The 18,556-nt window shown below is 73.8% G+C and carries 17 protein-coding genes; 9 read left to right on the forward strand and 8 right to left on the reverse strand.

The genetic code is table 11. The features are described 5' to 3' along the window. The first annotated feature begins 66 nt into the window (after nt 1-66). Together PKE99_RS27130 and PKE99_RS27135 are read left to right on the forward strand one after the other, a co-directional pair. Complete coding sequence (locus PKE99_RS27130) at nt 67-996, forward strand: helix-turn-helix transcriptional regulator (protein WP_197040776.1); 930 nt, start codon at nt 67-69, stop codon at nt 994-996. Nucleotides 997-1,018: 22 nt separating this feature from the next. Next, nucleotides 1,019-1,417 (forward strand): DUF6401 family natural product biosynthesis protein, encoded by a 399-nt coding sequence (locus PKE99_RS27135; protein WP_051737920.1) that lies wholly within the window; start codon nt 1,019-1,021, stop codon nt 1,415-1,417. Here PKE99_RS27135 and eutC read toward each other — a convergent pair. The 4 genes from eutC to PKE99_RS27155 all read right to left on the reverse strand — a co-directional run bounded on the left by eutC (nt 1,414) and on the right by PKE99_RS27155 (nt 4,321). Further along, nucleotides 1,414-2,154 carry an ethanolamine ammonia-lyase subunit EutC gene (gene eutC, locus PKE99_RS27140; protein WP_037050017.1) on the reverse strand — a complete coding sequence of 247 codons (741 nt, stop codon included), beginning with the start codon at nt 2,152-2,154 and terminating at the stop codon, nt 1,414-1,416. The two genes, PKE99_RS27135 and eutC, sit on opposite strands and share 4 nt — an antisense overlap. Beyond that, on the reverse strand, nt 2,151-2,324 hold the full coding sequence (locus PKE99_RS27145; protein WP_156067860.1) for a hypothetical protein: 174 nt from the start codon (nt 2,322-2,324) through the stop codon (nt 2,151-2,153). Before PKE99_RS27145 ends, eutC begins: the two co-directional genes overlap by 4 nt. After that, on the reverse strand, nt 2,321-3,700 hold the full coding sequence (locus PKE99_RS27150; protein WP_037050015.1) for an ethanolamine ammonia-lyase subunit EutB: 1,380 nt from the start codon (nt 3,698-3,700) through the stop codon (nt 2,321-2,323). Before PKE99_RS27150 ends, PKE99_RS27145 begins: the two co-directional genes overlap by 4 nt. A gap of 156 nt (nt 3,701-3,856) precedes the next feature. Next, nucleotides 3,857-4,321 carry an amino acid permease gene (locus PKE99_RS27155; protein ID WP_306470757.1) on the reverse strand — a complete coding sequence of 155 codons (465 nt, stop codon included), beginning with the start codon at nt 4,319-4,321 and terminating at the stop codon, nt 3,857-3,859. Between the two features lie 335 nt (nt 4,322-4,656). Here PKE99_RS27155 and PKE99_RS27160 point away from each other — a divergent pair, with 335 nt between their 5' ends. Together PKE99_RS27160 and PKE99_RS27165 are read left to right on the forward strand one after the other, a co-directional pair. Then, on the forward strand, nt 4,657-6,771 hold the full coding sequence (locus tag PKE99_RS27160; RefSeq protein ID WP_081924527.1) for a copper-translocating P-type ATPase: 2,115 nt from the start codon (nt 4,657-4,659) through the stop codon (nt 6,769-6,771). A 764-nt stretch (nt 6,772-7,535) separates the two neighbouring features. Next, nucleotides 7,536-7,676, forward strand: coding sequence for a hypothetical protein (locus PKE99_RS27165; RefSeq protein WP_197040775.1), 141 nt, complete (start codon nt 7,536-7,538; stop codon nt 7,674-7,676). Between the two features lie 197 nt (nt 7,677-7,873). Here the strand turns inward: PKE99_RS27165 and PKE99_RS27170 are convergent, their stop codons facing one another. Further along, on the reverse strand, nt 7,874-8,881 hold the full coding sequence (locus PKE99_RS27170) for a LacI family DNA-binding transcriptional regulator (protein ID WP_037050012.1): 1,008 nt from the start codon (nt 8,879-8,881) through the stop codon (nt 7,874-7,876). A gap of 63 nt (nt 8,882-8,944) precedes the next feature. On the opposite strand from PKE99_RS27170, the gene PKE99_RS27175 reads away from it, so the two are divergent. From PKE99_RS27175 to PKE99_RS27195, 5 genes are all read left to right on the forward strand, one after another. Then, a complete protein-coding gene (locus tag PKE99_RS27175) occupies nt 8,945-10,582 on the forward strand; it encodes a glycoside hydrolase family 13 protein (protein ID WP_037050009.1) in 1,638 nt (545 codons plus the stop codon). 56 nt (nt 10,583-10,638) lie between these two features. Next, entirely contained in the window at nt 10,639-11,412 is a 774-nt protein-coding gene (locus tag PKE99_RS27180) for a class I SAM-dependent methyltransferase (RefSeq protein ID WP_051737918.1), read from the forward strand. Nucleotides 11,413-11,441: 29 nt separating this feature from the next. Then, on the forward strand, nt 11,442-12,542 hold the full coding sequence (locus PKE99_RS27185; protein WP_037050006.1) for a serine hydrolase domain-containing protein: 1,101 nt from the start codon (nt 11,442-11,444) through the stop codon (nt 12,540-12,542). 161 nt (nt 12,543-12,703) lie between these two features. Further along, nucleotides 12,704-14,113 (forward strand): O-antigen ligase family protein, encoded by a 1,410-nt coding sequence (locus tag PKE99_RS27190; RefSeq protein ID WP_037050005.1) that lies wholly within the window; start codon nt 12,704-12,706, stop codon nt 14,111-14,113. Beyond that, entirely contained in the window at nt 14,110-14,397 is a 288-nt protein-coding gene (locus PKE99_RS27195) for a hypothetical protein (RefSeq protein WP_037050003.1), read from the forward strand. The genes PKE99_RS27190 and PKE99_RS27195 overlap by 4 nt, the downstream gene beginning before the upstream one ends. A gap of 47 nt (nt 14,398-14,444) precedes the next feature. Here PKE99_RS27195 and PKE99_RS27200 read toward each other — a convergent pair whose 3' ends face one another. From PKE99_RS27200 to PKE99_RS27210, 3 genes are all read right to left on the reverse strand, one after another. Continuing rightward, the gene (locus tag PKE99_RS27200) at nt 14,445-14,831 is read right to left on the reverse strand and encodes a DUF5313 family protein (protein ID WP_037050002.1); all 387 of its coding nucleotides are present in this window, start codon (nt 14,829-14,831) and stop codon (nt 14,445-14,447) included. A gap of 898 nt (nt 14,832-15,729) precedes the next feature. Next, nucleotides 15,730-16,908 carry an LLM class flavin-dependent oxidoreductase gene (locus tag PKE99_RS27205; RefSeq protein WP_037050000.1) on the reverse strand — a complete coding sequence of 393 codons (1,179 nt, stop codon included), beginning with the start codon at nt 16,906-16,908 and terminating at the stop codon, nt 15,730-15,732. Nucleotides 16,909-16,994: 86 nt separating this feature from the next. Next, entirely contained in the window at nt 16,995-18,473 is a 1,479-nt protein-coding gene (locus PKE99_RS27210; RefSeq protein ID WP_037049997.1) for an aldehyde dehydrogenase, read from the reverse strand. Between the last annotated feature and the right edge of the window lie 83 nt (nt 18,474-18,556).

Genomic DNA, 18,556 nt, shown 5'->3' on the forward strand with positions numbered 1-18,556 from the left:
GGTCCGGCGGATCGTGGGACCCGCGGTACCAGGCTGGGCCCGTCGCCGCCCGGCATGCTGGAGGACGTGGACCGGACGGAACTGGGCAGGACCCTGCGGACGTGGCGGGAGCGGCTGCGCCCCGCCGACCTCGGCCTGCCTGCCGGCACCCGCCGCCGCACCCCCGGCCTACGCCGCGAGGAGGTCGCGCAGGTCGCCGGGATCTCCGTCGACTACCTGACCCGCCTCGAGCAGGGCCGCGGCCCGCACCCGTCCGACGCCGTGCTGGGCGCGTTGGGCCGCGCGCTGCGGCTGAGCACGGACGAACGGGACCACCTGTTCACGCTCGGCGGGGTGCGGCCGCCGGCACCGGGCACGATCTCGGGCGAACCGCGGCCCAGCCTGCTGCGGCTGATGGACCGGCTGACCGATCTGCCCGTGCTGCTGTTCAACGCCCGGATGGACGTGCTGGCCTGGAACGCGATGGCCGCCGCCCTGCTCGGAGACCTGTCGGCGGTGCCGCCCGGGGAGCGCAACATGGCCCGGCTGGCCTTCCTCGGGTCCGGCAGCCGGGTCGTCACGGACGACGACGCCGAGCGCGACCGCCTCGACCGCGCGCTCGTCTCGGACCTGCGCAGCTCCTCCGCCCGGTATCCGGACGACCCGGGCCTCCACCGGTTGATCGCGGCCCTGGAGAAGGGCAGCGAGCGGTTCGCCCGGATGTGGGCCGAGCGGACCGTGCGGGTGCGCCACGGCGACCGCAAGCGCATCCGGCACCCCCAGGTCGGCGAGCTGACGCTGGACTGCGACACCCTGCACGACGCGTTCGACGACCAGATGCTGCTCGTCTACTCGGCCGCTCCGGGCACGCCGGAGGCCGAGGCGCTCGCCCTCCTGCGGGTCCTCGGGATCGAGTCGCACGGCGAGGTGAACGGTGCGGCGGACGGCCGGCCGGACCGGGCTCCCGACCGGCGCGCCACGCCGACCGATCGGCTCACGGATCACCCGATCCGGTGAAATCGCTGGCTACGATTTGCGCGTGAGCCTGCTGCGGGATCTGCGCGCCGCCGTCGTCGAGTGGAAAGCCCACCGCCTCCTCCGCCGCCTGATGGAGACGGTCGGCCGGCCGGGACTCCGGGCGGTCGCGGCCGAACCGGCCCTCGCGGCCGTCGTCGACCAGCACGCGGCGGCGGTGCGGGACATCGTGCGGGACGGGATGCGCCGTTCCGGCGGTGGCTCGGTCGCCACCCTCACCCCGACCCGGACCACCGCCGGCGGTGCCGTGCGGCTGGCCGCCTACGCCCGCTCCCTGCTCGACGAGCAGCGCCGCAGCGGGGCCACGATCGCGTTGCCGCAGAAGGGGATCTGGCGCCCCACGGACTGGGCGACGCTGCGCCTGATCGCGGTGTGCCAGCTGGTTTCGCGCGGCACGGTCTAACTGTCGAGCGCCGGGTCGGCCTTGAGCCGCACCCCGGACAGGCGCAGCCGCCGCGACTCCGTGAGCAGCATCGCGAGCGTGGTCGCGGCGGCCTCGTAACCGGTGCCGTGCGGCGGGCGGATGTTGGACAGGCAGTTGCGCTCGGAGTCGCGGCGGCCGCGCCGGGGGGCGTACGTCAGGTACGCGCCCAGCGAGTCCGTCGAGCTCATCCCTGGCCGCTCCCCCACCAGCACGACCACGGCCTCGGCGCCCAGGGCCGCGCCGATCTCGTCGCCCAACGCCACGCGCGCCTGAGTGGCGACGACGATCGGGGCGACCCGCCAGCCGTCCAGCCGGGCCAGGACCTCGCGCAGCAGCGGCGCGGCGTGCCGGTGCACGGCGAGCGGGGAGAGCCCGTCGGCGACCACGAAGGCGACGTCGTACTCCCCCGGTGCGAGGTCGTCCGCGCCGGAGAGCCGTCGGCCCAGGTCGGGACGCTGGAGGTACTCGGCGCGGTCGTGCGCGGCGCTGGTCGCGGTGCGAACGTCGAGGCCCAGCCCGCGGAGCTCCTCGATGACCGCGCCGACGTCGAGCGGCGCGTGCACGGCGTCCCGGGCGGCCGCGTGGGCGGCCCGCAGCTCCAGCAGCTCGGCGGTCGGCAGGGCGTCGCCGGCGCGGCCGAGCGCGACGCGGGCACGGGTGGCCGCGCGCAGCCGGGCGAACGGGTCGACCGGACCCTCGGTCGCGGGAACCGTCACAGCAGGGGTTCCCGGTCGTCCTCACCCTTCGGTGAGTCCGGACCCTCCTCCTCGGCCAGCAGCGCGTCGATGTCGTCGAGCACCCCGTCGCCCGGGTTCCGCGGGCCGACCGGACGGGAGCCCGTCGCCTCCTCCGCCCGGCGCCGCCACGCAGCGGCCCGGTCCGTCACCGCACACCCTCCGTGAGCGCCCGCAGCGCGGACGAGTCCGCGCCCAGCTCCCTGATCCGCCCGTCTCCGGTCATGAGCTCCATCCGTTCCAGCCAGGCCGCGAACTCGGGCGCCGGGGCGAGTCCCAGCACCTGTCGTGCGTACAGCGCATCATGGAAGGACAGCGACTGGTAGTGCAGCATCACGTCGTCGCCGCCCGGCACGCAGATCACGAACGAGCAGCCCGCCACGCCGAGCAGCGTGAGCAGGGTGTCGGTGTCGTCCGCGTCGGCCTCGGCGTGGTTGGTGTAGCAGACGTCCACGCCCATCGGGACGCCGAGAAGCGTGCCGCAGAAGTGGTCCTCCAGGCCGGCGCGGGTGATCTGCTTGCCGTCGTAGAGGTACTCCGGCCCGATGAACCCGACGACCGTGTTGACCAGCAGCGGGTCGAACGCCCGCGCCACCCCGTAGGCCCGCGCCTCGAGGGTCTGCTGGTCCACGCCGTGATGGGCATCGCCGGACAGCGCGGCGCCCTGGCCGGTCTCGAAGTACATGCAGTTCGTGCCGACGGTGCCGCGCTTCAGCGCGAGCGCCGCCTCGTGCGCCTCGCGGAGCAGGTCGAGCGTCACGCCGAAGCCCTCGTTGGCCGCCTGCGTACCGGCGATCGACTGGAACACCAGGTCGACCGGTGCTCCGCGCTGCATGATCTCCAGCGACGTCGTGACGTGCGCGAGCACGCAGCTCTGGGTCGGGATGTCGTAGCGGGCCCGGACCTCGTCGAGCAGGTGCAGCAGGTCGGTGGTGCGCTGGGGCGAGTCGGTGGCGGGGTTGATCCCGATGACGGCGTCGCCGCAGCCGAGGAGCAGACCGTCCACGATGGACGCCGTGACGCCGACCGGGTCGTCCGTCGGGTCGTTGGGCTGCAGCCGGGTCGCCATCGTGCCGGGCAGCCCGACGGTGGAGCGGAACGCCGTGACCACCGGGGTGCGGCGGGCCACGGCGATCAGGTCCTGGACCCGCATGAGCTTGCTGGTGGCCGCCACCATCTCGGGGGTGAGGCCGTCCTTCAGCACCGTCGTGTCGGTGCCGGGATCGAGCAGGTGGTCGCGGAACTCCCCGACCGTCATCGCCGCGACCGGGGCGAACGCCGCGGCGTCGTGGCCGTCGACGATCAGGCGGGTGACCTCGTCCGTCTCGTAGGGAACGACCTGCTCCTGCAGGAACGTCGCCAGCGGCAGGTCGGCGAGAATCTCCTGCGCGGCGACCCGCTCCTGCTCCGACGCCGCCGCGATCCCGGCGAGGACGTCGCCCGACCGCTCCGGCGTGGCCGCTGCGAGCAGCGCCTTCAGGTCTGCGAACTCGTAGGTGTGCCCGCCGAGGGTGGTCCGACGTCTCATTCGAGGTCCCTCTCGGCCGCGGCCAGGGCGGCGAACTCCTCGTCGGGGCACTCGCCACCAGGTGGTGCCGACTGTAGAAGCCGAAGTACGCCATGAACAACGCGAACGCGCCCAGCGTGCACAGGGCGGCGACGCTGTCGACGACGAAGGTCGCGATCACGGCATCACCGCGACGACCAGGGCGAACCCGGTCGTCCGGACGCCGCCCGGCGTGCGGTACGGGCGCGGCATGTCCGGCTCGTGACGGCGCAGCACGATGTGGCTGACCATCATCAGCACGTAGCTGAGCGCGGCGCCGAACACCGCCATGTCCAGCAGCGTCGCGCCCTGGCCGGTGAGCGAGAGCAGGAAGCCGATGATCCCCGGCACGATCAGGGCGAGCGTGGGGGCCTTGCGCCCGTTGGTGACCGACAGGACCCGCGGCAGGTACCCGGCGCGGGACAGGGCGAAGGTCTGCCGCGAGTAGGCGTAGATGATCGAGAAGAAGCTCGCGATCAGGCCTGCGAGACCGATGTCGTTGACGACGGTGGCGGCCGCGCCCTCGCCCAGTGCCTCGACGAGCGGGTTGCCGGACTCCGACCGCGCGCTCGCGCCCAGCGCCCCGGTGGAGAGCACGAGCACCAGGCCCCGGTCGCGACGAAGTCGCCGGAGATCACGTATCCGACGCCGAGGCCCGCCAGCAGCACCCAGCCGGCCGCGCCGCGGCGTAACTGGCGCCGGGCGAGGTACTCACCGCCGTCGGCGGTCGGTGTGTTCCCGGCGGTGCTCCCGTCCGTCGGTGTCGTGCCCACGAGGCCTCCCGCGTCGCCGTCCCGGCACCGTGTCCGGTACCGCCCGAACGGTACGAACGGTTGATGACCGGCGGCTCACGCCGAGGTTTCCAGCTTCGCGGGAATACCCACGGGGGGTATGGTCGTTCGTGCGTGCACGAACGCGGACCCACCAGGGAGGCGGAGATGGACCACCGGGAACACGGTGTCGCGACGCCCGGCGAGACGTCGCACGACGGGCACGCCGGGCACGTGACCCACGGGGAACACGGCGGTCAGGAGGTGCACGCAGGTCGCGAGGGGCACGCGGGTCACGGTGCCGGGCACGGGGGGCACGGCGCTCACGGGGGGCACGGGGACCACGCCGCCCAGTTCCGCGACCGGTTCTGGTGGAACCTCGCGCTGGCCGTCCCCGTGGTGGCGTTCAGCCCGATGTTCGCCGACCTGCTGGGCTACGAGCTGCCCGGCTGGACGTGGTGGATCTCGCCGCTGCTCGGCACCGTCGTCTTCCTCTGGGGCGGCGCACCCTTCCTGACCGGCGCGTGGTCGGAGATCAAGGCTCGGCAGCCGGGGATGATGCTGCTCATCGGGCTGGCGATCACGGTCGCGTTCGTCGCGAGCGCGCTCACCACCGCCCGCCTGCTGATGCTCGACTTCTGGTGGGAGCTGGCACTCCTCGTCGTGATCATGCTGCTCGGGCACTGGCTGGAGATGCGCGCGCTCGGGCAGGCGTCCGGCGCCCTCGACGCGCTCGCCGCCCTGCTGCCCGACTCCGCCGAGCGCGTCACGGACGCCGGGGTGGAGGAGGTCCCGCTCGACGCCCTGGTCGCGGGCGACACCGTCCTCGTCCGGTCGGGCGGGCGGGTGCCGGCCGACGGTGTGGTCGTCGACGGCGAGGCCGCGGTCGACGAGTCGATGATCACCGGCGAGTCCCGGACCGTCACGCGGCAGGTGGGCGACCGCGTCGTCGCCGGGACGGTGGCCACGGACTCGGCGGTCCGCGTGCGCGTCGACAAGGTCGGCGAGGACACGGCGCTGGCGGGCATCCGTCGGCTCGTCGAGCAGGCGCAGACCTCGCGGTCCCGCGCCCAGGCGCTGGCCGACCGGGCCGCGGCGCTGCTGTTCTGGTTCGCGTCGGGCGTCGCGGTGGTGACGTTCGTGGTGTGGGTCCTGCTCGGCGACGTCTCGGCCGCGGTCGAGCGCACCGTCACCGTGCTGGTGATCTCCTGCCCGCACGCGCTCGGCCTGGCGATCCCGCTGGTCATCGCGATCTCGACGGCGCGGGCGGCGCGCACCGGCATCCTCGTGAAGGACCGGCTGGCGCTGGAGCGGATGCGCAAGGTCGACGCCGTGCTGTTCGACAAGACCGGCACGCTGACCACCGGGCGGCCCGCCGTCGTCGGGACGGTGGGGGCGGCGGAGACCCTGCCGCTGGCCGCCGCCGTCGAGGCCGACAGCGAGCACCCGCTGGCGAAGGCGGTCGTGGCGGCCGCCCGCGAGACCGTGCCCGCGGCTTCCCGGGCCACCGGCTTCCGCTCGCTCACCGGACGGGGCGTCCGGGCCGAGGTCGACGGCGCGGAGATCGCGGTCGGCGGCCCCGGGCTGCTCCGCGAGTCGGGGGCGCCGGTGCCGCGGGAGGTGTCGGCGCAGGCCGCCGAGTGGGCCGCCGCGGGCAGCACCGTGCTCTACGTGCTGCGCGACGATGCGGTCGTGGGCGCCCTCGCCCTGGCCGACGCGGTCCGCCTCGAGTCGAAGGCCGCTGTTCGCGCCCTGCACGACCGGGGCGTCCGCGCGGTGATGATCACCGGCGACGCCCGGCCGGTGGCGGAGGCCGTCGGCGCCGAGGTGGGGGTCGACGAGGTGTTCGCCGAGGTCCTGCCCGAGGACAAGGACGCGGCGGTGGCCCGGCTGCAGGAGCGCGGCCACACCGTGGCGATGGTCGGCGACGGTGTCAACGACGCCCCCGCCCTGGCCCGCGCGGACGTCGGCATCGCGATCGGCGCCGGCACGGACGTCGCCATCGAGTCCGCGGGCGTGGTCCTCGCCTCCGACGACCCGCGGGCGGTGCTGTCGGTGATCGAGCTGTCCCGCGCCGGCTACCGCAAGATGCTGCAGAACCTGGCGTGGGCAACGGGCTACAACCTGATCAGCGTCCCCCTGGCCGCGGGCGTGCTGGCCGGGGTCGGGTTCGTGCTGCCGCCCGCGGTCGGGGCGATCCTGATGAGCCTCTCGACGATCGTCGTCGCGGCCAACGCCCAGCTCCTGCGCCGGGTCGACCTCCGCCCCGACCACCTGGCCTGACCGACCGTCGCATCGAAGATCGCCGGTCGTGGAACGAGACCCGCGGTGAGCGCGGCTCCCGCTCCACCACCGGCGATCACGGGGCCCGCTCCCTGACGAGATCGCCGATCCTGGAGCAGGACGGTCGGGAAAACGACCCTCCCGCTCCACATCTGACGACCAGGGGCAGCCGGCCGAGCTCCACTGTCGCGCCGCAGCCCGGGAACAAGATCACTGACTGCGGAGCAGCACGGTCGAAGGGACGACTTCCCCGCTCCGCAACCGGCGATCATGACCTATCCCGGTGGCAGTTGCGGCGCATCAGCCGCGCAGGACGCTCCCGCGCCACGACCCGTGCCCCGCACCGCCCTCGCGCTCAAGATCACCAGTCGTGGAACAAGAACCGGGGCAAGCGGGGCTTCCGTTCCCTATCCGGCGATCACGGGTTCGCCGACTCGGCCCACTGTCACTCCGCAGCAGCTAGCGGCGCCAGCCTCCGCAAGATCATCCATTGTGGAGCAGCACGGTCGGAAGAACGACTCTTCTGCTCCGCAACCAGCGATCATGAGGTTCGCCGAGCTCCACGCCGCGCCGCAGCAACCGCCACCGCCACTCACAAGATCACCGCTTCCGGAGCAGGAGGGGCGGAAAACTGACTCCCCCACTCCACAAGCAACGATCACGACCAGCCGCCGAGGCGGATGTGGCGCACCAGCCGCGCAGGAGCGGCTCCTGCACCGCAATCCCGGCCTACTCCGGCGCGTCGATCGCCTACAGCCTCGGGGGTGTTGGGCGGCGCAGTGCTGCCGCTCGTGGCGACCCTGCTCCAGAGCGGCTTCGGCGGCATCGCGATCGTGCTCTACCTCTCGCTGGCGGCCGTGATCAACGTGCTCGGTGAGACGCGCGACCGCGACCTCACCGGCTGATCCTCCGCCGCGCGCGGCCGGGGGATCGGCGGCGCGGCGAACTCCAGCTCGAACCCCAGCTGCTCCCCCTCCGGCGCATTGGGCGCGCGGTAGTGCCCTTTCACCCAGCCCAGCGCACGCGGGTGGCCGTGCACGAACATCGCGGCCTCCCTTCGCGGCCCGCACCCAGTGCAGCACGACCCACCGACAGAAACCGATCAGGTGCGCGGCGGCCCGCTCGTCCCGCGGACCACAAGCCGCGTGGGCAGGTCGACGTCCGGGACCTCGTCCAGCCGTCCGGCCAGCGCGTCGAGCAGCAGCGCCGCGGCGCGTTCGCCCTGCTCACGGGCCGGTTGCGCGACGGTGGTGAGGTCGGCGAACTCGGCCACCGCCTGGTCGTCGAACCCGACGACGGACATCTGGCCGGGCACGTCGAGCCCGGCCCGCCGCAGCGTCCGCAGGGCGCCGAGGGCCATCTCGTCGGACATCGCGAGCAGGGCGGTGGGCAGCCGGGGACCACTGAGCAGCCGCTCGACGGCCCGGGCGCCGGCGACGGCGTCGTGCCCCGCCGGGATCACCCACTCCGGCCGCAGCGGCAGCCCGGCCTCCGCGAGGGCCTCGGTGAACCCGACGCGGCGGGCGTCCGTGGTGTCCCGCCCGACCGTGTCGTCGGGATCGAAGGACAGCAGACCGATCTCCGTGTGCCCCAGCGCGACCAGGTGCCGCACCGCGGTCGCTGCCCCGGCGCGGTCGTCGATCCCCACCCGCGGCCGCCCCGGGAACGTCCCGCCGACGACGGCGATCGGCACGGCGAGCCGCTCCAGCACCTCGCGCTCCGCCTCGGTGAACGACGACGCCACGACGATCAGCCCGGCGACGGCCCAGCGCTCCAGCGTGGCGAAGACGTGCGCGCGGCCCTCGGGGTCGCCGACGTTGTGCAGCAGCAGCTGGTGCCCGCCGGAACGCAGCACCTTCTCCACCCCGCCGACGGCCTCGGCGAAGAACCAGGCCGACGGGAAGCGGGCGAGCGCCGCGACCGCGGGCGGCGCGGCGCGGCGGACCGGGCGCTCGGGCGGCAGGTAGGCCAGCTCCGCGACCGCGCGCCGGATGCGTTCCCGGGTGTCGGCGGCGACGTAGGACGTCCCCGACAACGAGCGCGAGACGGTCGACGGCGCGACGCCGGCGAGGCGCGCCACGTCCCGGATGTTGGCCCGTCGCCTGTCCATCCCGCCTCCCCGCCGTACCTGTGGAACAGTATGGAACAGCAGGCAACGCGAGCGGGAGGTTCCATGTCCGACACGGCCGCGTGGTGGCGGAGCGCCGTGATCTACCAGGTGTACATCCGCAGCTTCGCGGACGGCGACGGCGACGGCATCGGCGACGTCGCCGGCCTCCGGCAGCGCCTGGACCATCTCGCCGACCTGGGCGTCGACGCGATCTGGATCAACCCGTGGTACCCGTCGCCGCTGGCCGACGCGGGCTACGACGTGTCCGACTACCGGGACATCGACCCCCGCTTCGGTACGCTGGCCGACGCCGAGGCGCTCGTCCGCGAGGCCCACGACCGGGACCTGCGGATCATCCTCGACATCGTCCCGAACCACACCTCGAGCGAGCACGCGTGGTTCCGCGAGGCGCTGCGCGCCGGCCCCGGCTCCCCCGAGCGCGACCGCTACATCTTCCGGCCCGGGCGCGGGCCCGGCGGCAACCGGCCGCCCAACGACTGGCGCGCGATGTTCGGCGGCGGCGCGTGGACCCGCGTCACCGAGCCCGACGGCACGCCCGGCGAGTGGTACCTGCACCTGTTCGACGTCGAGCAGCCCGACCTGAACTGGGAGAACCCGGAGGTCCGCGCCGACTTCGAGAAGACCCTGCGGTTCTGGTTCGACCGCGGGGTGGACGGCTTCCGGATCGACGTCGCCAACTCGCTGATCAAGGAGCAGGGGCTCCCGGACGTCGGCGACCGGCAGCACCACGACCCGGGCCCGCACCCGCACTGGGACCGCGACGAGGTGCACGACGTCTACCGCGAGTGGCGCGCGGTGGCCGACACCTACGACCCGCCGAAGGTGTTCGTGGCCGAGGCGTGGGTGCCCGAGGCGGACCGCTTCGCCCGCTACCTGCGGCCGGACGAGCTGCACACCGCCTTCAACTTCGACTTCCTCAAGGCGGCCTGGCGCGCTCCGGCGCTGCGCGAGTCCGTCGAGCGCACGCTGCGCGAGCACGCCGTCGTCGGGGCACCGCCGACCTGGGTGCTGTCCAACCACGACGTCGCGCGGCACACCTCCCGCCTGGCCCGCGACCCCGCCGCCGGCATCGGCACCTCGCTCGACTCGATGATCGACCTCCCGGCGGACCTGGACGCCGGGCTGCGCCGCGCTCGCGCCGCCGCGCTGCTGATCTTCGCGCTGCCCGGCGGCGCCTACGTCTACCAAGGCGACGAGCTGGGATTGCCGGAGGTCGAGGACCTGCCGGAGGCGTCCCTGGACGACCCGACCTGGCGCCGTTCGGGGCACACCCAGCGTGGCCGGGACGGCTGCCGCGTCCCGATCCCCTGGTCCGGCGACGGTCCGCCGTTCGGCTTCGGCCCCGGCGACGACCAGCCGTGGCTCCCGCAGCCCGAGTGGTTCTCCCGGTTCACCGTCGAGCGCGCGGACAAGGACCCCGAGTCGATGCTCGCGCTGTACCGGCGGGCGCTGCGGATCCGCCGCGAGACGGCCGCGCTGGGCGACGGGCCGCTGACCTGGCTCGACGTCCCGCCCGGTGCCCTCGGTTTCGCCCGCGACCACGGCTTCGCGCTGTTGCTCAACGTCGACGCCGAGCCGTTTGCCCTCCCCGAGGGCGCCGAGGTGCTGCTGGCCAGCGGCCCGCTGACCGACGACGGACTGCTCCCGCAGGACACGACGGTCTGGCTGCACGTCGCATAGCCGCTGCTCCGGATGCGGGAGTGACGCGGGGCGCGCCGCGCCCCGACGATGCCCGGGTGGAGCCGAGCGAGCAGACGACCGGTTACCGGGCGGAGTACCGGGACCTGCTCACCCAGGCGTACGACCTGGACAAGCCGGCGGCACCGGCCGACGAGCTCTCGTTCCTGCTCACCGCGGTCGGGGCGGCGGAGCCCGTGCTGGAGCTGATGTGCGGGAGCGGGCGGTTCCTGCTGCCCCTGCTCGCGGCCGGCGTCGACGTCGACGGGGTGGACGCCTCCCCGTCCATGCTCGACGCCTGTCGCGAGCACGCCGCCGAGCAGTGCCTCGACGTCTCGGGGCGGCTGCACGAGCAGCGCGCGGAGAACCTGCGGCTGCGCCGCCGGTACCGCGCCGCGTTCTGCGCCGCCGGGTCCTGGGGCCTGGTCGCCGGCGACGACGAGGTGGCCCGCGCGCTCGCCGCCGTCCGCGCGCACCTGCTCCAGGGCGGCACCTTCCACTTCGAGGTCGAGACCGGCCCGGAGCCGCCGGGCGCACCGGGCGGCGTGACCTGGTGGACCCGGCCCGACGGCGCCGTCATCACCGCCCGCGGCGGCAACCGGATCGACCCCGCCACCGGCCTCGAGCACGGTGTCGGGATCTACGAGCTGTTCGTCGACGGCGTGCTGGTGCACACCGAGCTGAACCGCTGGGTGCGCCGCTTCTGGTCGGCCGACGCGATCGCCGCGGCGGTCCGCGCGGCCGGGTTCGCCGAGGTCGTCGTCCGGTCCGGGTACTCCGACGAGCCGCCCGGTCCCGACGACGTCCTGCTCACCGTGCACGCGACCCGATGAGTCCCCGGCGTCTCGGCGGTCGGCCCTGCATGAGCAGCCTCACGGACGCCCTCGCCCCGTACGTGGCCGACGGCTCGGTGCCCGGGGTCGTCGCCGGCGTCGAGCGCGGGAGTGAGCTGGAGGTCGTCGTGCTGGGCGGGACCGGCCCCGGCGGCCCTCCGCTGCGCCGTGACGCGCTCTTCCGGATCGCCTCGATCTCGAAGCCGATCACCGCCGTCGCCGCGCTCACGCTGGTCGAGGAGGGCACGATCCGGCTCGACGAGCACGTGGACCGGCTGCTCCCCGAGCTCGCCGATCGCCGGGTGCTGCGGTCCGAGGCCGCGGAGCTGGGCGACACCGTGCCCGCGCCGCGGCCGATCACCGTCGAGGACCTGCTGACGTTCCGGTCCGGGCTCGGTGTGCCACCGCTGGAACCCGGGACCCTGCCCTGGCAGCGCGCCTACGCCGACGCCCGGCTCGGCGGCGACGGTCCGCCAGGCTCGCACCCCGTGCCGCCGCCCGACGAGTGGGCGCGCCGGCTCGGCACCCTCCCGCTCCTGGCCCCGCCGGGCGAGCGCTGGCTCTACCACACCGGGTCCGACGCGCTGGGCGTCCTGATCGCGCGGGCCGCCGGCACGAGCCTCGGCGCGCTGCTGACGGAGCGGGTGCTGGCCCCGCTCGGCATGGTCGACACCGGGTTCTCCGTGCCGGCCACGCAGCTGCACCGCTTCCAGCCGCAATGGCAGGGCGGCGCAGTGTTCGATCCTGTCGACGGGCGGTGGGCCCGGCCGCCGGAGTTCGAGTCCGGCGGCGGTGGGCTGGCCTCCACGCTCGACGACCTGCTGGCCTTCGCCCGCATGCTGCGCCGCGGCGGCGCTCCGGTGCTGCGCCAGGAGACCGTCACCGCGATGACCCGCAACCGGCTGACCGAGGACCAGCGCGCAGGTGCGCGGCTCTTCCTCGGGGGTGCCGGGTGGGGCCTCGGCATGAGCGTCGGACCCGACGGCCGCTACGGCTGGGACGGCGGCCTCGGCAGCTCCTGGCGCAACGACCCCGCCCGCGACCTCACCGGCATCCTGCTCACCCAGGCGATGTGGCCCGACCCCACCGGCTCACCCGTCACCCACGCCTTCTGGAAGACCGTCGGCTGATCCCACGACCGTCACGCTGAGCGACTACGGTTCGGCGCGTCGCTCACGAAGCGTTTCGAACCACGCGGCCGAGTGGCACACGGTCGAGTGGAAGCCTTGTGCGCGAAGGGCACCACGACTGCGGACGGTGCACGCTCCCGAGTCGTGAGGGAGCACACACCATGATCGTCACCGCGCCGCGGGCGGCCGGCCCGACCCCGCTTGTCCGCCGGACGGGCGGGTGGGACGGCCGCGCGACGCTGCTGGGCACGGCGCTCGGCGTGGCCGTCCTGGCCCAGGGCGCGTTCTACGCCGGCCCGTTCACGGTGGTCGCCGCGCTCGTCGCCGGTGCCGGGGTCCTGGCCGTGGTCCACCGCGCCCCGGTTCCGCGCCCGCTGTCGATCGCGGCGGCCTGCTGGGCCGGCTTCGCGCTGTGGGTGCTGGTCCGGGCCCTGCTCGACGACGCCGTGGCCTACGCGGTCCCGGCCGCCGCCGTCGCGCTGCTGCTCGCGGTCGCCCTGCCGGTCGCGGCCGGGCTCGGCGGGGAGGGGCGGCGGCTGCTGCAGACCGTCGCGCTCGCGCTCGCCGTGGTCGTCGCCGCGTCCGGGTGGGTCGGCACGGCGCTGCACCTGTCCCCCCTGTCGATGCCCTCCTCCGGACTGTGGCGCGCCGCCGCCACGATCACCTACGCCAACGCGGCCGGCGCCGCGCTGGTCACCGGCCTGCTGCTCGCGCTGGTCACGCTGCCCGCGACCCGCTCGCTGCTCCGCCGGGCCGTGGTCGCGACCCTGGTGCTCGGGCTCGCGGTCACGATGAGCCGCGGCGCCGTACTGGCCCTCGCGGTCGGGATTGCCGTGCTACTGGCGACCGCCGCCGGGCGTCGCGGCGTCCGCGGTCTCCACCCCGTGGTCCCGGCCGTCGCGGTGCCGTGCGCCGCGCTGCTGCCTTCCCTGCCCGACGGCGCGGAGGCGCGACCGCTGCTCGCCCTCGGCGGGCTCGTGGTGGGCGCCGCCGTGCTGCTCGCGGCCGACCGGCGGCGCCGGGCCGCGGCCGGGACCGCGCTGGGCGCCGTGCTGCTCGGCCTCGCCGACCTCGTCACCGGCCCGCTGACCGGGGCCGACCCGGCCGTGGCCGTCGACGCCATCACCGAGACCCGGCTGACCGGCGCGTCCGCGGACCGGGTCGACCTGGTCCGGGAGACGCTGGCGCACTTCGCCACCGCCCCTGTGACGGGCGTCGGTCCGGGGATGCTGGACCTCACCTACGTCGACCACGCCGGGCGGCTCGTGCACGCCTGGTTCACGCACCTCGAGTACCTGCAGGTCGCCGCGGAGACCGGACTCGTCGGCCTGACGCTCGTGCTGGCCGGTACCGCCGCGCTGGTCGCCGCCGCGTGGCGGGCACGCAAGGCGCGCCGTCTCCCGCTCCGCGCCGCCGGGGCGCTCGCCGTCCTCGCCGCGTTCGCCACCCAGAGCGCGCTCGACTTCCTCTGGCACGTCCCCGCGTTGCCGCTGCTGGTGTGCCTCGCCGTGGCCACCCTCCTGCCCGCCCCCGCCCGAACCGACACCGTCACGAAGGAGCCCGTCCGATGAGTCGCTCGTCCTCCGGCCGCACCGGCGCCCGCACCGCGCTGCGCGCCGGCCTGGTCCTCGCCGCCAGCGGGGTGCTGGTCTGGGCCGGCGGGGCCGCACCGGCCCTCGCCCAGTTCAGCCCGCCCACCTACGTCACCTGCACGAACCTGCCCGGTCTCGGCACCGGGGTCGCCGTCGGGCAGGGCAGCGCGCCCGTGCCCGCCGGACTCTGCGGCCCGGTCGGCGGGTTCAGTGCGCCGGCCGTCCAGCCCGCCCCGCCGATGGTGCCGGGCAGCCCGTTCTGACCGCCGCGACGCCCGGTCCAGCAGCGCGGCCGGGTCGACGCGGTCCCCTACCGGTAGCGGTCGTCGTACCGGGCCCGGGCGCGCTCCCGGACGGCGCGGGCCGCGGCATCGCGCACGGCCTGTGCGTGGCCCGGCGGATAGCCGGCCCTGCGCACACGGTGGTCCACCGAGTCGTGCAGCAGGAAGATCGCGAACTGGGCGGACACCAGCCAGCCCAGCAGCAGCCCGCACAGCCGCACCCACAGCGGCCCGGGCACGAACAGCACGATCGGCACCGAGACGAGCGTCAGCGGGAGCGCCGTGCGCAGCAGGTGCCGCGCCACCCAGGTCGGGCAGGTCGCGTCGTACAGCACCCACTCGCGGTACCGCTCCGGCAGCCGCCCGCCGACCGCGTACCAGACCCACCGGGCGGGACCCGGCCGCTGCACAGCCACGCGACCGAGGCTAGTCGGGTGGGTGTGGACTGACTGCGTGATCACCGCGGAGCTTCGGACACGGACCACCACGGCCCACTCGCAGCGATCATGAAGGTGGCAGGCGGCCCGGACCGCTCGCGCACCGTCCGTGATCGCGACGAGCGTGCAGCCAGTGCTCCCTCCACGACCACCACTGCACAACGACAGTGATCTTCGACCGGCCGCCGGCGCGGACGAGCCGCGCGTCCTCAAGATCGCGACGACCGTGCAGCCAGTGCTCCCGGCACGACCACAACTACCCACTCACAGCGATCTTGGAGCCGACCAGCCGCCCGGACCGCCCGCGCACCCCCATGATCGCGAAGACCGTGCAACCAGTGCTCCCGCCACGACCACCACTGCTCACTCGCAGCGATCATGGAGCCGGCCATCGGCCCGGACCACCGTGAACCTCTCAAGATCGCGACGACCGTGCAGCCAGCGCCCCGGGCACAACCCCTGCTGCGCACTCACAACGATCTTGGGACCGGCCGGCGGCCGCGACGACTCACGCGTCCTCATGATCGCGACGGCCGTGCAGCCAGTACTCCCGGTACGACCACAACTGCCCACTCACAACGATCTTGAGCGTGGCCAGCGGCTCGGACAGCCCAAGCGTCTTCATGATCGCGACGAGTGTGTCGCCAGCGCTCCCGACACGACCACCACTACCCACTCACAGCGATCTTGGAGCCGACCAGCCGCCCGGACCGCCCGCACACCCTCCATCATCGCGAAGACCGTGCAACCAGTGCTCCCGGCGCAACCACCACTACCCACTCACAGCGATCATGGAGTCGGCCGCCGGCGCGTTCCCCCGCACCACCACCCCTGCCGACCCGGCACGAGGCCGGGTCGGCAGGGACGCAGGACCTGGTCAGTGGCGCAGGCCCGCCTGCTTGAGCAGCGGCATCACGTTGTCGCCGAAGTACTTGAGCTCCTCGTTGTAGTCGATGAGCCCGAAGATCATGCCCTCCATGCCGGCCTCGTTGAGCTTGCCGAGCTCCTCGGTGACCTGCTCGGGGGTGCCGACGATGGGGTAGCCGCCCCAGCCGGCGATGAAGCGCTCCTGCATCTCCTTGACCGCGTGGTCGAAGGACTGGCTGGCCCCGGACCCTGCGATCTTGATGACGTTGCCCGCGGCGCCCCAGTCGCCCTCGTCGACCACCTGCTGGAAGGCGCGCTTGGCCTCCTCCTCGGTGTCCCGGCAGACGACGAGGCCGTAGGTCATCACGTGGATGTCGCGCTGGTAGTCGTCGCGGGCCTTCGACTTCACCTTCTCGACGTACGCCTTGATGTTCTCCAGCGTGTCCAGCGAGGCGAAGTTGAAGTCGACGTTGCGGGCGGAGAACTCGATGCCCGATGGCGAGTTGCCCGCGTTGAGCAGCGCGGGCCGCGGGCCCTGGTGGGGCTTGGGGTAGGCCTCGAGCAGCTCGGCGTCGAAGTACCTGGAGTGGATGGAGAAGGTGCCCGGCTCGGTCCAGAGCTTGTTCACGAAGTTCAGCCACTCCTGGCCGTAGGCGTAGCGCTCGTCGTGCTCGCGCTGCTCGGAGCCGAACATCTCCATCTCCGGCGGCACCCAACCCATCACCATGTTCAGCGCGAAGCGGCCGCCGGAGATGCGGTCGACCGTGGTCGCCTGCTTGGCCGCGACGATCGGGTGCATCGTCGGCAGGTGCGACGTCGCGGCGACCGCGATCCGCTCGGTCGCCTCGGCGACGCCCGCCGCCCAGGTGTAGGTCTCGAAGCAGTTGCCGTTGAAGTTCGTGGACCCGCCGAAGCCCTTCCAGCGGGCGACGGGGACCAGGACGTCGAACCCGAGCCGGTCGGCGCGCTGCGCGATCTCCTTGGTGTGCTCCCAGGTGATCTCGTAGCTCGACGGGGCGTGGCTCATGATCAGCCCGTAGGAGCAGTTGGTGCCGAACAGGCCCAGCTTCATCTTCTGGTCGCCGAACAGCGGGTTGGTCTCGGTGCGGTCGGCCGCGGGCTGGGTCTCGCTCGCGGGGCGGGGGTCGGTGGGGGCGAGGCCGAGGCGCTCGTTGGCGGTCACGGTCATGGTCGTCTCCAGGGCAGAGGAACGAGCGGCACCTTCGCTCGAACCTGCTGAGCGAGAGTGCCGTTCGTGCGGAACGGTTACTGGGGTCAGCCGAGCTGGAAGGGGTCGCGGGTGCCGCCGGTGAGCTCGACGAACACGGACTTGTTCTCGGTGTACTCGTTGATCGCGTCGACGCCGTTCTCCCGGCCGATGCCGCTGGCCCCGAAGCCGCCGAAGGGCATGTTGGGGGCGATCACGCGGTAGGCGTTGATCCACACCGTGCCTGCGCGGAGCTTGCCGGCGACGCGGTGGGCGCGGTGCACGTCCTTGGTCCAGACCGCGCCGGCCAGCCCGTACGGGGTGTCGTTGGCCAGCTTGAGGGCCTCGTCCTCGTCCGTGAAGGTGTAGGCGGCCAGGACCGGCCCGAACACCTCCTCGCGCACGATGGTGTTCTCCGGCGTCACGTTGGTGACCACAGTGGGCTTGACGAACAGCCCGCCCCGCTCGGCGTCGGGCTCGCCACCGCAGGCGAAGGTCGCGCCCTCCGCGGCCGCGCCCTGCAGGTACCCGAGGACCTTCTCGTACTGCGGCCGGTTCGCCACCGGGCCCATCTCGGTGTCGGCCTCGGTCGGGTCGCCGAGCACGATGGCGTTCGCGCGGGCGACGACCTTCTCGACCAGGGCGTCGTGCACGTCGGCGTGCACGATCAACCGGGAGCCGGCCATGCAGGTCTGCCCGGTGGCCGCGAACACCCCCGCGACCAGGCCGTTCGCCGCGGCGTCGAGGTCGGCGTCGGGGAAGACGATCTGCGGGGACTTGCCGCCCAGCTCCAGGGTGACCCGGTTGAAGTTGGCCACCGCGGCCTGGGCGACCTTCGCGCCGGTCGCCGACGAGCCGGTGAAGGCGACCTTGTCGACGCCGGGGTGCGTGGACAGGGCCTCGCCGGTGGACCGGTCCCAGCCCGTCACGACGTTGAGCACGCCCGCCGGCAACCCGGCCTCGTGCAGGATCTCGGCGAACGCCACGGTCGAGGCGGGCGCGTGCTCCGACGGCTTGACGACCATCGTGCAGCCGGCGGCCAGGGCCGGGGCCAGCTTGAACGTCAGCAGCAGCAGCGGCGAGTTCCACGGCGTGATCGCGCCGACCACGCCGACGGGCTCGCGGGTGGTGTAGCCGAAGTAGTTCGGGTTGACCGGCGGCACGGTCCGGCCCTCGACCTTGTCGGCCAGCCCGGAGAAGTAGTAGTACCACTGCGGCAGCGACTTCAGCTGGCCGAGCATCTCGCGCAGCAGCTTGCCGGAGTCGTTGACCTCCAGGCGGGCCAGACGCTCGGCGTCGGCGGCGATGGCGTCCCCGCACTTCCGCATGATCGCGGCGCGCTGGAAGCCGGTCATCGTGCCCCACTCGCCCTCGAACGCGGAGCGGGCGGCGGCAACGGCCTCGTCGACGTCCTCCGGGCCGCCGTCGGCGAGGCGGGCCCACGGCTCACCGGTGTACGGGTTGAGCGACTCGAACGTGCGGCCCGAGCGGGCGTCGACGGGCTTGCCGCCGATGAAGAGCTTCAGCTCCTCGAGGGATGTCGTCATCGACCTCTCCTTCTTCCACTGGTGCGGGGTGCGGCCGCGGATCCGGCGGCGGACGACGAGGGACGCTAGGGATCCGGCGGGGG

Origin of the sequence: Pseudonocardia halophobica (assembly GCF_027922425.1) — a bacterium.
Taxonomy (GTDB): Bacteria; Actinomycetota; Actinomycetes; order Mycobacteriales; family Pseudonocardiaceae; genus Pseudonocardia; species Pseudonocardia halophobica.